The organism is Arthrobacter sp. GQ119 (assembly GCF_059759125.1).
In genome coordinates, this window is record NZ_JCAXEA010000003.1 from 270896 (window position 1) to 285164 (window position 14269).

General features: G+C 63.8%; 11 protein-coding genes. 3 read left to right on the forward strand and 8 right to left on the reverse strand.

Annotation, left to right across the window (positions count from 1 at the left end):
- Positions 1–31: 31 nt before the first annotated feature.
- From AC6CH3_RS04830 to AC6CH3_RS04840, 3 genes are read right to left on the reverse strand one after another with little or no spacing between them, the layout of a single operon-like run.
- Positions 32–856: a glycosyltransferase gene (locus AC6CH3_RS04830; protein WP_498131352.1), complete on the reverse strand. Its 825-nt coding sequence runs from the start codon at positions 854–856 to the stop codon at positions 32–34.
- Between the two features lies 1 nt (position 857).
- Entirely contained in the window at positions 858–1211 is a 354-nt protein-coding gene (locus AC6CH3_RS04835) for a DUF2304 domain-containing protein (protein ID WP_498131353.1), read from the reverse strand.
- 3 nt (positions 1212–1214) lie between these two features.
- Entirely contained in the window at positions 1215–1898 is a 684-nt protein-coding gene (locus AC6CH3_RS04840) for a glycosyltransferase family 2 protein (protein ID WP_498131354.1), read from the reverse strand.
- Positions 1899–1993: 95 nt separating this feature from the next.
- On the opposite strand from AC6CH3_RS04840, the gene AC6CH3_RS04845 reads away from it, so the two are divergent.
- Complete coding sequence (locus AC6CH3_RS04845; protein WP_498131355.1) at positions 1994–4057, forward strand: DUF6541 family protein; 2064 nt, start codon at positions 1994–1996, stop codon at positions 4055–4057.
- A gap of 103 nt (positions 4058–4160) precedes the next feature.
- Here AC6CH3_RS04845 and AC6CH3_RS04850 read toward each other — a convergent pair whose 3' ends face one another.
- Genes AC6CH3_RS04850 through glf form a run of 4 tightly spaced genes read right to left on the reverse strand, consistent with a single transcriptional unit; the run spans position 4161 to position 8949 of the window.
- Complete coding sequence (locus tag AC6CH3_RS04850) at positions 4161–4886, reverse strand: ABC transporter ATP-binding protein (protein WP_309986771.1); 726 nt, start codon at positions 4884–4886, stop codon at positions 4161–4163.
- 1 nt (position 4887) lies between these two features.
- On the reverse strand, positions 4888–5763 hold the full coding sequence (locus AC6CH3_RS04855) for an ABC transporter permease (protein WP_498131356.1): 876 nt from the start codon (positions 5761–5763) through the stop codon (positions 4888–4890).
- On the reverse strand, positions 5753–7765 hold the full coding sequence (locus tag AC6CH3_RS04860) for a glycosyltransferase (RefSeq protein ID WP_498131357.1): 2013 nt from the start codon (positions 7763–7765) through the stop codon (positions 5753–5755). Before AC6CH3_RS04860 ends, AC6CH3_RS04855 begins: the two co-directional genes overlap by 11 nt.
- Positions 7762–8949, reverse strand: coding sequence for a UDP-galactopyranose mutase (gene glf, locus AC6CH3_RS04865; protein ID WP_498131358.1), 1188 nt, complete (start codon positions 8947–8949; stop codon positions 7762–7764). The genes AC6CH3_RS04860 and glf overlap by 4 nt, the downstream gene beginning before the upstream one ends.
- 194 nt (positions 8950–9143) lie before the next feature.
- Here glf and AC6CH3_RS04870 point away from each other — a divergent pair, with 194 nt between their 5' ends.
- Entirely contained in the window at positions 9144–13226 is a 4083-nt protein-coding gene (locus AC6CH3_RS04870) for an FtsK/SpoIIIE domain-containing protein (RefSeq protein WP_498131359.1), read from the forward strand.
- A 28-nt stretch (positions 13227–13254) separates the two neighbouring features.
- On the opposite strand, the gene AC6CH3_RS04875 is transcribed toward AC6CH3_RS04870, so the two are convergent.
- Positions 13255–13752 carry a hypothetical protein gene (locus AC6CH3_RS04875; protein ID WP_498131360.1) on the reverse strand — a complete coding sequence of 166 codons (498 nt, stop codon included), beginning with the start codon at positions 13750–13752 and terminating at the stop codon, positions 13255–13257.
- Positions 13753–13989: 237 nt separating this feature from the next.
- Here AC6CH3_RS04875 and AC6CH3_RS04880 point away from each other — a divergent pair, with 237 nt between their 5' ends.
- Positions 13990–14238 (forward strand): WhiB family transcriptional regulator, encoded by a 249-nt coding sequence (locus tag AC6CH3_RS04880; protein WP_003804966.1) that lies wholly within the window; start codon positions 13990–13992, stop codon positions 14236–14238.
- Positions 14239–14269: the final 31 nt, after the last annotated feature.

Genomic DNA, 14269 nt, shown 5'->3' on the forward strand with positions numbered 1-14269 from the left:
AGCTCGCGGGAATCGGGCGGAGCCGCCGGAACTAGCGGGAGGCCGCTGTACGGATGCGGCGGATCAGGCCCGGCGGCAGATAGTACATCATGTACAGCGCGGCACGGAACGCTGTGTCGCGGACCAGTTGGCTGCCCGCTGACTTCCCCAGCAGCTGGGCGAGGTTCTTGCGGCCGGCATAAACCGTCTTGACGTAGGAAGCACGCGGATGGACGCCCCGGCTGGTTTGGTTCGGGTGGATGCGGTACTCCACGACGTCGGCATCGAGGACCGCCATGCGTCCGCGCAGGGCGAGCCGCAGCCAGAGGTCGTAATCTTCCATCTGCCTCATCGGGTTATACCCGCCTACCGCCCGATAGTCAACGGCACGGAACATGATCGCCGACTGGACCAGCACGTTCTGCTCCAGCAGCTTTCCCCGGACGTCAGCGCCGGATGCGTGTCCGAAGGCTCCGATTCGAGCGCCCTCCTCATCAATCCACGGTGCCTGGCCGGTGACCGCCACCGTGTCGGGATGCTCACGCAAGTACGCCATCTGCCGGGCAAAACGGCCCGGCAGTGCGACGTCGTCGGAGTCCAGCCGGGCAATGAACTCGCCCCGCGCGTGCTTGCACGCCTCGCGCAGGGCATGCCCTACGCCTTGGGAATTCGTGCCGTGGACCAGCCGCACACGCGGGTCGGAGGCCCATTCCCTGCCCGGGCTCAGCTCCACCCCGTCAAGGTAGAGGATCAGTTCGAAGCTGGCGCCCTCCTGGTCCAAAACTGACTTAACAGCCCGGTCCAGCCATCTGTGCATGCTGTTGGTCGGAATGATCAGCGAGACATCCACCGTGGGTTCTGCCGGTCCTGCGGCCATCCTATTTGCCGTCCGTTTCCCAGACTCTCGGAGTCTCGTCGATGGCGATCCGCCGCGACAGCTTGGTCAGCGAAATCTCTGTCTGGCGGAACCGCTGGTACGTGGTGGCCATGAAGATCAGCAGCCATACAACCACGCCGTAAAGCACAAGGTCGGTGCCACGGCCGATCCCGAACCAGGCCGCGACGGTGGTCAGCAGCTGCGGAAAGAAAATGGACAGGGCGGCCACGAAGGTGAAGACCATCAGCATGAGGCGTCGAATCGCCAGATGCCTTGCGTTGGACCCGCCCCGCATCAGGATCATCGCGACGAGGACGACGGCGAGGACCAGGATGACCTGGATGACAATTAGCATTTATTACCTCAAAAACAGTTCCGCGAGAATGTTGACCGAGTTCAGCAGGGACTGGCCCTTGGCCTTCGAATAATCCGTGTAGATGATCTCCACGGGGTGTTCCACATAACGTGGCTTCAACGTGGCCAGCCGGTTCACGAGTTCCGAGGCATGGGCCATGCGGTTCTGCGTCAGGTTGATGTTGCGGGCAACATACGGATTGAAAGCCCGGAGCCCGTTGTGGGCGTCGGTCAGGTCCAGGCCGGTGGAAAGCTTGGATTGCAGCGCGGCCGTTTTGAGAACGATCCGCTTCATGGGTGACAGCTTCGTCCGGTCATCCAGGAACCGGGAGCCGAGCACGATGTCGGCCTCATCGTTAAGGACGCGGTTCGCCATCGCGAGGGCGTCAGAAACTTTGTGCTGCCCGTCGGCATCGAAAGTCACAATGCACCCGAGCTCCGGATCCTGCAGCGCATACTCGATGCCGGTCTGGAGCGCGGCCCCCTGGCCGAGGTTGATGGGGTGCTGCACCACCACGGCACCGGCCTCACGGGCGATCTGCGCCGAATTGTCCGAGCTGCCATCATCAACGCACACTACGTACGGGAAAACGGGCAGGAGACCTCGGATTACATCGGCGACAACGGTGCCTTCGTTGTACATAGGAATGACAATCCACGTTCGATTCACTGGAATAGTCTCCCACATTGAGGCGAGGGGCCGGGGACGGCGCTGAGCGCCTCGGCTGCTTACAGTATTGTTGGCCACTGGCCATATTTCCCTGAAACCGTCGAGGAGCGACCATGCCCTGGGTGACATTCGTGCCCGTTCTACTGCTTGCCGCAGTGATCTTCCTGGGGCCTGGGCTGTTGGTCATGCGTGCGGCAGGTGTAAGGGGTCTTCCGCTCTTCGCGGTCTCCGGTCCGACGACGGTCACGCTCGCCAGCGCCGTTGCCGTGGCGGCTCCGTACGCCGGCATCCGCTACGGCATCATCCCCGTCGCTGCTTGTGCGCTGATCCTCACTGTCACGGCTCTCGTGCTGCGCTACGTCTTGGCCATGCGCGGCCTTGTATTTGGGGCCCAGCCCCGTAAGTCGTTCGACAAGACCGCGGAGAACAATGGCGCCACGGGGCCGACCCTTACGTCAGTACAGGAGTGGGTCAGGCGCGGTGCAATCGTTGCCGCCTTCGCCATACCGGCGGTCATCATCTCTGTGCGGTTTGCGCGGATCATCGGCGCACCCGGCAACATCTCGCAAACCTATGACAACATCTTCCATCTGAACGCCATCGGTCACATCTTGATCACCGGATCAGGCTCGTCCCTGACGCTGGGAAACCTGACCGAAGCGTCTGCGGCGTTCTACCCCGCTGCATGGCATGACCTGATCGCACTCGTCGCCTCAACAGCGTCAGTCTCAGTCCCGGAAGCCATCAGCGCCGGCAATATCGTTATTGCCGGCGTCATGTGGCCACTGGGAATGATGTACCTGATCAGCCGGATCTCCAGTGGACATGTCCTGCCCATGCTGCTGACGGGTGCTCTGGCCGCGGGCTTCAGCTCCTTTCCGTACCTCATGATCGACTTCGGCGTTCTGTACCCCAACCTGTTGGCGATCGCGATCATGCCCGTGGCACTGGCGCTGGCCATTGACCTTCTGGGCCTCAACCCAACCAAGCGGCGGATCGTGCCTGTGCTCTGTCAGGGGGTTCTCATCCTCCCCGGCTTGGCCCTGGCCCATCCGAGTTTCGTCGTGGCCCTGTTTGGACTGGCCCTCCCGCTGCTGCTGACGAAGCTCGTCCGCCTCGCCGCCGGCTTCAGGCGCAGAGAGGCCACTGGCCGGCAGTTGATCGGCTTTGCCGTCCTGACAGCCGTATTCATTCCGTTGGTCATCATCGTGTGGGACATGGCCGGCCAGAGCCTCACGTCTTCACGGTGGAAGCCCTATCAGACCGTTTCCCAGGCCATCGGTGAAGTTCTCGGCGCCGGCCCCCAGGGAAGGCATGTTTCCCTGGTGATGTTCGTGATGCTCGTCGCCGGACTTGTCGCCTCCATCGCACGGCGAAAGCTCGTCTGGGCGCTGGGAATGGCCTTTGTTGCTGCCGGACTCTTCATCGTGGCGTCCGCGCTTCCTCCGAGCGAGACCCGGCACTTCCTGACCGGAGTCTGGTACAACGACTCATTCCGCCTCGCCGCGATGCTGCCCGTCGTCTTGCTGCCCCTGGCCGTTCTGGGTGGCGAAAGCATTCTCCGTGGAACTGCCGCTGCGACCACGAGGCACCGGGTGGGCGAGACGGCCAGCAGGATACTGCGTCTTCCCGGCGCGACCGCCCTGGACAAGATTGCGCCCGCCGCCGTTCTGCTGGTGGGAGTTTTCGCCATTGCGGTGGGTGCGCAGTTCGGTGCCGTTGGAAAAGAACAGGTGCTTGCCTCAGCCAACTACAGGACCGGCCCGCATGCCCCGCTGGTGTCCAGTGACGAGCGGGCGCTCCTGGACCGTCTGCCCAGCCACGTTCCGGCCGGGGCCAGCGTCTACGGCGATCCCTGGACGGGGGCGTCCCTGACGGAAGGCTTGGCTCTTCGGCGCTCGGTATCCCCGCATATCGTGGGCAGGCGGACACCGGAAGAACTCATCATCATGAGCAGGATCGATGAGGCAGGAGTCAACCCGGCAGTGTGCCCGGCCGTGAAGAAATTAAACGTCCAGTTCGCGCTCATTTTCGACGACCGGGAAGTGCACGGCGGAGCGCACCCCAACACTGCAATGGACAAGGCTGAAAGTGCTCCCGGCCTAAAGCTCGTCGATCAGCAAGGACCGGCCAGGCTTTACCAAGTGACCGGTTGCGGCCCGCTGGGCAATCCGTAGGAGCTCTACCGGCAGGAATAGCCCCGTGCGTCCGATGGACGCACGGGGCTATTCTTTAGCTACCGCACAGCCGGCCATGCTCTCAGGAGGGATGTGACCTTTCCTAGGCCCGCAGCGTGGCCACCGCTTGTTCGATCGGGCCGTCAAACGTGACATTGCCCCGGTCGAGCAGGATCCCCCGGTCGCAAATCCGCGACACGAGATCCAGATCATGGCTCACCACGACCAGGGTTTTCCCTTCCGCGGCTAGCTCCTGGATCTTGGCGATGCACTTCCTCTGGAAGGGCTCGTCGCCGACTGCCAGGATTTCGTCCACCAGGAACACCTCGGGATCGGTATGGACGGCCACTGAAAATGCGAGCCGGAGGTACATGCCCGACGAATAGAACTTCACCTCGGTGTCAATGAACTTGCCGATTTCGGCAAATTCAACGATGGAGTCGAAGCGCTCCTTGATCTGTTCTTCGGTCATGCCAAGGATGGCCCCGTTGAGGTACACGTTGTCCCGGCCTGACAGGTCGTGGTGGAAACCCGCACCGACCTCAATCAGCCCCGCAACCCTGCCGCGCGTCCGCACGGTCCCGTTGTCGGGCACCATGACACCTGAAATGTGTTTCAGCAGAGTCGACTTGCCGGAACCGTTGAAACCAAGGAGGGCCACGGCCTCCCCCTGACCGATTTCCAGTGAGACGTCATGCAGTGCGTGGAACTTCTCCGAAAGATCGCCTTTGCGGCCCTTGGCGAGCCAGACGATGGCTTCCTTGATGGACCTCGTGTGGCGCAGGACGAACTGCTTGTTGATGTTCTTGACTTCGATGGCGGTGGTCACGTTAGAGCTCCTGTGCAAAACGGCCCTCAAGCCGGCGGAAAGTCAGCTGGCCGATGAGCAGGATGCCGGCGGAGACAAGCAGCGCAACCGGCAGCCAGACAGACAGCAGGTGCGGAGGCAGCGGAGCGCTGCCGTCCGTCGTCGGAAGCCAAAACGCGTAGTGGAATGATTCCACGCCCACCGTAATGGGATTGAACTGGTACACCGTGAACCAGAACTCCCCCAGCTTGTCCGCAACCATCGTCCAGGCGTACATCACGGGCGAAGCCCAGGTCGCCACCATGAGGAGCATGTCGACAAAGTTCTCCGAGTCGCGAAAGTAGACGTTGACTGCGCCGAACAGCAGGCCGAGGCCTGTTGCGAGCAGGCCGACGATCGCGAAGCCGCCCAGTGCGGTGGCCAACTGCAGGAAGGACGGGTGCCATCCTGCGTAGAGGCATGCGCCGACGAGAATGACGAGCTGCGGAAAGAAGTGCACGGCAGAGACCCATACCGAGGCGACGGGGAACAGCTCCCGCGGAAGATAGATCTTCTTGATGAGCCCGCCGTTGTTCACGATAGAGCGGGAGGCGTTCCCCAGCGCCTCGTTGAAAAAGTTGATCAGCACAATTCCGGAGAACAGATAGATCGCATAGTTGGGAAGGCCGTCCGGGTTCCTGGGACTGCTCTCAAGTCCCAGGAACACACCGAGCGCAATGTAAAACACGATGAACTGCACACCGGGCTTCACATAGGACCAGAGCAGCCCAAGCACGGAACCCCGGTACCTGACCTTCAGTTCTTTGCGGACCAGAAGCTTCAGCAGGAACCTCGTGCGAAAGACCTCAGCGAGCCCGCCGCCGACACCGGGGCGGGCCAGCTCCGTGCTAACGCTCATCTACGCGTTCGCTATGTGCGTCAAAGGTCTTCTTCCACGTGTCAAGCGACGTAATCTCAGGCAGCGCGGCCTTGTACTCGGCACTGAGCTTTTTCCAATCCTTCAGCAGCAGTGAGTGCAGGCGCGCACTCTCGGCGAGCATGGAGCGGAGCTGCTTCGGGTCACGTTTGTACCATGCGGAGCCAGTGCCTTCGGCGTTTGTGACGACAGCGGAATCGTACTGGGACATGCGCCACCAGCGGTTGTCCTGGTGAGCCACATTCGCCTGGGGACGGACCCTGCTCGACGGCGTAACGGGCTTCACCAATTGGCGCAGCACGGTCTTCGCGGCGATGGGGATCAGGCCGAGTTTGTTCGGCTCGCGGACACCGTGCCCGTGCTTCGGGGGCTTGTCCAGCTTCGCGGCAGGGAAGGTATCCGGATCAGTGGCAATCACCGAGTCCGGGTACTCCTTCATCATGTCCCGGATTTCAGGCAGCTTCTTGGCCAGATGCCCGTGAAGCTGCCCGGGTCCCCGCAGGAGGTCCCGCAGCGCCATGTTGCGCCCCCGTGCGGTGGCGTACTGCATGGAGACCAGGTGCTTGATGTCTGCGTAGTGCGACTCGCGGACGATCCGGCCGCCGAACTCGTAGGGGCTGTGGATCAGCGCCGCAATGAACCTGTTGCGGGCGTGGAAGTATGCCTGCCAGCCCACGAGGTCGTCCTTGTCGATCCAGGAAACATGCCAGACCGCCGCGCCGGGCATGGAAACGGTCGGATAGCCATGTTCCTTGGCCCGGAGGGAGTATTCGGCGTCATCCCATTTGATGAACACCGGAAGGGCAAGGCCGATTTCTCGGATGATACGCGTGGGGATCAGCGACATCCACCAGCCGTTGAAGTCAACATCAGCCCGGCGGTGGAGCCAGCTGGTCTGACGCAGGTTGGTGGACTGGAAGTCGTGGCCCAGCAGCATGTCCTCACGGGACTGTTCCCAGAGGAAACGCCAGGGGTTCACGATCTCACCGAACGTGTGCAGCACCGTGCGGTTGTACAGGTCAAACATGTGCCCGCCGACGATGGTCGGGGTCTTGCACAGGTCTGCGAAGGTGAGCATCCTTGAGATGCTCTCGGGCTCCACTACGACGTCGTCGTCCATCAGCAGCACATAGTCGCTGCCGTTCTCGACTGCCTCGTACATGCCGCGTGCGAATCCGCCGGAACCGCCCAGGTTGTCCTGGTTGATGATCCTCAGCTTGCCGTCCAGCGCCGCGGCCACCTCGGCGAAACCGTCAGCATCGGACACTTTCTGCGTCCCCTGATCGACAACCACGAGCTCTTTGACGTGCTCCAGGGCATCCGGGTTCTCGGACAGCAGCTTGAGGTTGTTGATGCAGAATTCGGTCTTGTTGAGGGTGGTGATCTGCAGCGTCACACTGCCCTGCTGGCTGTCGTCGCCTTCCGTCAGCCACTCAGCGTTCTGGAGCACCAGGGGCTCGGACCCGGCCACAAGGTCGAACCAGTACCAGCCGCCGTCGCCGAACGGGGCGAGGGTCAGGTCAAAGGTGCTGACGGAGCCGCCCTCGACCTTACGGGAATCAACGCGCTGGAGCGCACCGCGGGCGTTCGACTTGTAGACGATAACGGAGCCGGAACCGGAAGTGGAAACCGACAGCCGGACACTCTTGACGGTGGTCCAGCGACGCCAGTAGCTCGCGGCGAACGCGTTGAAGTAGCTGCCGAACGAGACACGCTCACCCGGGCGGACCGACGTCGAATGACGCGTCAGGAAGTCTTCCACGTGCGCTTCCTTGCTCGGAGCGCTGACGGTCTGGGTCTTGGTCCTGCTGTTTGCCTCAAGGTTCGACGTAGGCAGCTGCACGCCGGTTGCGGTTCCGGTGTCAAGGTACAGAGGCACGGTGTCCATCTGGCTCTGGCTCGGCAGAATAACCCGCTGCAGGACCCGCCAGGACTGGCCTTCCTCGCTCACGTGCAAGGCCTCGGTCTTGGTAGCTGTGCTCATGCGTCCACGCCTCCGCTTTCAAGTTTTGTTCCGCTTTCAAAATGCGGACGGATCTTGTTGTCGAACATCGTCAGGGCCGATCCGATGGCCATGTGCATGTCGAGGTACTTGTAGGTGCCGAGGCGTCCGCCGAACAGGACATCCTTCTCGGCTGCTGCCAGGTCGCGGTACTTCAGCAGCCGCTCCCGGTCCGCGGGGGTGTTGATTGGGTAGTAGGGCTCGTCGCCCTTCTCGGCGGAGCGGGAGAATTCCCGCATGATGACGGTCTTCTCACTCTGGTAGTCCCGCTCCGGGTGAAAGTGCCGCGGTTCGATGATGCGGGTGAAGGCGACGTCCCCGTCGTTGTAGTTGACCACAGAGGTTCCCTGGAAATCGCCGACGTCGAGAACTTCCTCTTCGAAGTCGATGGTCCGCCAGGACAGGTCGCCCTCGGCGAAGTCGAAGTAGCGGTCCACGGGCCCCGTGTAGATGACCGGGATGTTTCCGACGACCTTGTCCTTGCTGTACTCGTGGGAATCGTCGAAGAAGTCGGTGTTCAGCCGTACTTCGATGTTCGGGTGTTCCGCCATCTTTTCGATCCATGCCGTGTACCCGTTGGTCGGCAGGCCTTCATACTTGTCGTTGAAGTACCGGTTGTCGTAGTTGTAGCGGACCGGAAGCCGGGAAATGATGCCGGCCGGGAGATCCTTGGGATCCGTCTGCCACTGCTTGCCGGTGTAGTGCTTGATGAACGCTTCGTAGAGCGGCCGTCCGATGAGCTGGATGCCCTTGTCGTTCAGGTTCTGGGGATCCGTCCCCGCGAGTTCGCCGGCCTGCTCCTGAATCAGGGCCTTTGCCTGTCCCGGGGTCAGGTTGGCGCGGAAGAACTGGTTGATCGTGGCCAGGTTAATAGGCAGTGAATAGACCTCGCCCTTGTGGACGCCATAGACCTTGTGGACGTAGTTCGTGAAGGTCGTGAAGCGGTTCACATACTCCCAGACCCGCTCGTTGGAGGTGTGGAAGAGATGCGCACCGTAGCGGTGGACCTCGATTCCCGTCTGTTCTTCTTTTTCGCTGTAGGCGTTCCCGCCGATGTGGTGGCGGCGGTCGAGGACGACGACCTTCAAGCCCAGCTCAGTGGCGGCCTGTTCTGCGATTGTCAGGCCGAAAAAGCCTGATCCTACGATGACGAGGTCAGCAGTCACTAAATCTCCTGGTTCGAATTCGGGCAGGCCAATGTTGTGCATTACCTGCTGCACTAGCCTACCCGAGTCTGGTCGCCCGGCCGTTTGGAGGCCGCAGGGGACGTTATCCACATAGGCCATTGCACCCGCATACTTGCGGCGGCGCCGGCGTTAGCGTGGTGCCTGAATTTCCCTCAGGAACGGAGGCCCGGCAGGTGGATCTGCACTTCACCCTGGTTCGGGGCCCCGGCTCCGGCGAGGCCGCCGCGCCGGAAGAACTGACGGCGGCGGTCCCTGAGGGGTCTTCGGGAACAGTGCTGGACCGGGAGCTGGCCCGGGGCTTCCGCACCCGTCGGCTGACCGTGAATGGCCTGCCGCTTCCTTCCTTGACCGTGGGGCAGGCACCCCTGGTCACCGGTGCCGTCCTCGTGGACGGCGGGCACCACCCGGAAGGCCGCCCCAGCCGGTCTGCGCGCGTTGCCCCCGCCACCCTGATGCTGGCTGTCCACAGCGGCCCTGCCGCCGGAACAGTGCTGCCGCTGCGCCGCGGGAGCTACCTGATCGGGCGCACCCACGCTGATCTGACACTTCCTGACCCGGACCTGTCACGCGAACACGCACGAATCGACGTGTCAGATACAGCCCTGACCATTGAAGATCTCGGCAGCGCCAACGGCACCGAAGTGGATGGCCAAGTCGTCCGGAATGCTGCCCTCTCCACCAGCTCCCTCATCCGCTGCGGGCGGTCCACCATGTCCGTAATGGTGGCCGGACCGCCCGGGTCCTCGAACGCACTCCTGGGTTCCGCCGGTCAGTCCATAGCCGAACCGTTGACGGTACCGCGGCAGGCGGGGCAGGAAAACCGGGGAATGCTGTTGCTCAGTGCTGCGCTCCCGGTTGCTGTCGGGGTGGGGCTGGCGCTGCTGACCGGAATGTGGATGTTTCTGGCATTCACGGCAGTATCCGTGGTGATGCTCCTGGCGCCGCTCATAGCGGGCCGCCGGCAGCGGCGCAGGATGCGATCGGCAGTTGCCGAGGCAGCGGCCGAAGATCGGGAACGACGACGGCGGTCGGCGCCGTCGGCTTCGCAGCTGGCCCTTGAGGCGGCGGGAACGGTGATAACCGCCGACGCCCCGCCGGACGTCTCGGGCGTCTGGCTCCGCCTCGGGCTGGCGGAGCAGGATGCGAATGTATGGGTAGACCCACCGGATGTGGAATTTCGGCCCCCGCCGCTGGGGTCAGTTCCGCTGCTGCTGGACCCGCGGCTGCCCGTCGTCACCGTGCGGGGGGTTGAAACCGAAGTGTCCGGACTGATGCGTTCGTTTCTCATGCAGCTCACGGGATATCCGATGGCCCGCGGAACACGGGTCACTGTCTGCGGACCTGTGTCGTCGCTGCCACTGGCTGCGAGATACCTTCCCAACGTCACTCTGCACGTTGCCCCCGGGGACGTTGAGAGTACCCTCGCCTGCGCTTCGAACGGGGACGGCGACGCCGGAGCCTTCCTGCTCACCTCCCCCGCAGGAGCGGGCTGGCCCGACCAGCTGGTTGAAGCGGCACGGCGGCACAGGTGGCGCGTCATCAGGTTCACAGATTGCGGTCCGGACGTTTCGGCTGCGCCGGCGACCCCAACTGCCCCGGGACCGCCTGAGACATGTATCGAGCTGACCGGGCAACAGGCTGTGTTTCGCTCCGCCGGCAGCAGCCAGGGCTTCACCCCCGATCTCGTACCTCCAGAGGTCTTTGCCCGATACTGCCGGCAGGCCAGCCAAACCAGACGCGCAGCTGATGAGCACTCCATGCCCGCAGCGTGCCCGCTCAGTGACATTCTTGACCTGTCAGCAGAGGCGGCCGACGGCAGATGGTTGAGGGGACGCCTTGCACTCGGGCTGGCCATACCCATTGGTCATAATGCAGATGGTCCGCGCATCCTGGATCTTGAGGCCGACGGCCCGCACGTCCTCGTTGCCGGCACTACCGGCTCCGGAAAGTCGGAGCTCCTGCGAAGCCTGACCGTGGCCTTGGCGCTCAGCTATCCCCCGGACCGGGTCAACTTCCTGTTCTTCGATTTCAAGGGCGGGTCCGGGCTGGGACCGCTGACGCCGCTCCCCCACTGCGTGGGCATGCTGACCGACCTCTCAAGAAGCGAACTGGACCGGACGATGACATCACTGCGTGCGGAGGTCCGCCGCCGGGAGCGCCTCCTCGCGGAGGTTCAGGCACCGGACCTCGCGGCCTACCGTCTGTCCAAGGCCCATGACTTGCCTCCTCTCCCGCAGCTGATCCTCGTCATCGATGAATTCCGGATGCTGGTGGACGACGCTCCCGCGTCCCTGCACGAGCTGATGAGAATTGCCACCATCGGCCGCTCGCTGGGAATCCACCTGATCATGGCTACGCAGCGCCCGCAGGGCGCACTCAACGCCGATATCAGGGCCAACGTCACCACCAGCATCGCCCTCCGGGTCCAGTCCGCCCATGAATCGGCCGACATTATCGGCACCGGCGCCGCAGCCGCGATCAGGGTGGAAACGCCCGGCCGGGCTTATCTTGCCAAGGGGACGCAAGAGCCCGGGGAGTTCCAGGCGGCTGCGCTCTCCATCCCGGCCGCCGAGCCCGGGCACGGCACGGCCACTGTCCGCCGCACGACGGACTCCCTGCTCCTGGCCGCGACCCCGGCAGCGGACGGGGTCGCCCCGCCCACACCCGCCGCCGCGGCCAATCCCCTGGTCGAGGTGGCGGCGGCCTTATGGGCAGCACGGGGCGGCGCTGCTGTCAGAAGCCCTGTCGCCCCGCCGCTGCCGGCCGTTCCGACCTTTCCCGGCAGGGCAGATGACCCCAGCGCCCGCCCTGTCTCCTCCGCGCTGCCCGGAGCCGCCGCTCCTCCCCGCGGAGGCTGCTGCGTGGAGCTCGGCTGGCTGGACCTGCCGCAGCACCAGGAGATTACCCGACTCTTCTGGCGCCCTGTCATCGATGGGCATCTTGCCCTGGTGGGCGGCACGGCCGGTGATGCGGCCCGCGCGTTGTCGCTGGCTCTGAACCAGTTGGCGGTGCATCCGGAGGAGTCCCATCTCTACGTCCTGGATGCCGACGGCTCGCTGTCCGGAATAAAGGCCTCGACGCGGACCGGTGCCGTGGTGGGGCTGCACGATTTGCGGCGGGGAGTGCGGGTGCTGGAAAGGCTTCGCCAGGAGATGTCCCAGCGGCTGAGTGGTGCGGGGTCCTCTGAGGCCACTCCCCTGATTCTGGCCATCTCGGGGTGGGGATCGTGGGTCTCCGCCCTGCGGGCTGGTCCTTTGATGTGGGCTGAAGACCTGGTCCAGGACATCGTCCGCGACGGATGCCGTGCCGGTATTGCTGTGGTCATGTCGGGAGAGCGGGAATTGGCCATGGCTCGGTTCCTTTCCGCCATACCAAGCCGCGTCTACTTTCCCAAGGGCGCAAGCGATGAGAGCCGGTTCACATGGCCCAAGATGCCCGAGATCCCGGATGTCCCCGGACGTGCCGTGGCCTTCGGATCAATATCCGGCGGCGCTCCGGCAGTCTGCCAGTTCCACGCCGACGGCGGGCTGCTGCACCATCGCTCAGGGAAGCAGCCAGGCCTGCAGGCCGCGCCTTTCCCGGTGGAGGCGTTGCCTTCGCGTCTTCCGGTGGACAACCTGCTTGCCCTGATCGGCAGTGGCACCAGCCCTGCTGCCGCGGAGACGGCCCGCCGTCGGGAAAAGTCTCTGAGAAGTTTCAGCCGGAGCCGGCAGCTGTACATCGGTGTGGGCGGCGACGATCTTCGCCCTGCAGCTGTGCGGCTCCCGTCCGGCGGCGCCCTCGCCATTCTGGGCAGCCCCGGGTCGGGAAAAAGCACGTTGCTCGATGCTATTCCCGTCCTTAACCGTTCAGCGGCGGCCTGGCTGCATCCCGACGCCAATGCCAGCCCTGCCGGGTACTGGGAGGAAATCCACCGCGAGGCACTGGCAGGACGGCTGGCCGGGGATGCTGTGCTGCTCGTTGACGACGCCGACCAGCTGCCCTCCTCCGTCAATCAGCAGTTGCTTGACGTCAACGCCCTCGGCTGGGCCGTCATCGTGTCCGCGGGCTTCAGCCAGACTCTGGTGCAGCGGGTTCCCCTGGCCATCGCCGCCCGCAGCTGCGGCAGCGGGATACTGATTGCTCCAAGAAGTCCCCTGGACGGCGACCTCTTCGGGCTGAGGTTCGAACTGGAACCCAATCCGCCTCCGGGACGGGCGGTCCTTCTGTCGGACGGCACGGCGGTGCCGGTTCAGCTGGCCGTTCCTCCGGACTGATCCGCCCCGGCGAGGTAACGGCCAGTGATCAGAGCGCGGGAGGCGAGCCGGCGGACCGGGAGGCGAACCGGATGACCCGCTTATCGAACAGCAACACGATGACAACAGCGGCGGGAAGGAGCATGGCCAGGCCCGCCAGCGGATAACCGCCGGTAAGGGTCGGGAATCCTATGGTGAGGACGAACAATTGCGCCACCAGGGCACCCGCCCGTGGCCAGCGGAAGCCCCTGAACAGGAACACGGCAACGGCATACAGCCACGATGCGAAAGCCAGCAGTAAAGCAAGGGTAAAGACGGCGCCCCAGAAAGACAGAACAGGGGCGGCGGTCAGGAGCTGGAGTCCGTACCAGCCGGCAGCGGCCAGCAGGGCGGTGGCTTCGGCCGCGACAACCGCAGAGATCACGGCGATTGGACGGGGACGCCCGCCGAACGATGATGGCGTCTCCGGCGCGCGCTGATGTTTGGAGGCGCCATTATCACCAGGCTCGGGGGACGGGTCGGAAGGGCTGGCTGGGGGTCTTGACACACTGGCACCCTACCGGACATAGTCGACACTCGGTGGGGCGGCGGCTTCCCGGTGTGATGCATCGCTCACGTTTCGGGGGCATTTCGTGGACCACTACCCCTTGTTTACACAGCGTTAACATGAAACGCTTGATCCAGATGACCAAGGGGGCCCCTCAGGGCCCCTTTCCTATGTAGGCCCTAGTGAATATTTTCACAAGTGGCGATTGACTTCCCAGGAATGGAGTGACTGATCAGCATGGATTGGCGTAACCGCGCAGCGTGCCTCGACAAGGACCCGGAGCTTTTCTTCCCGGTAGGAAACACGGGCCCAGCCCTGCTTCAGATCGAGGAAGCCAAGAGTGTGTGCCGCCGGTGCCCTGTGGTCGACACGTGCCTGCAGTGGGCGCTTGAGTCCGGTCAGGATGCCGGCGTCTGGGGCGGCATGAGTGAAGACGAGCGCCGTGCGCTCAAGCGCAGGGCAGCCCGCGCACGCCGGGCCTCCTAGCCCGCCAGTTTCGGCCAAAGGCCGCGGACCT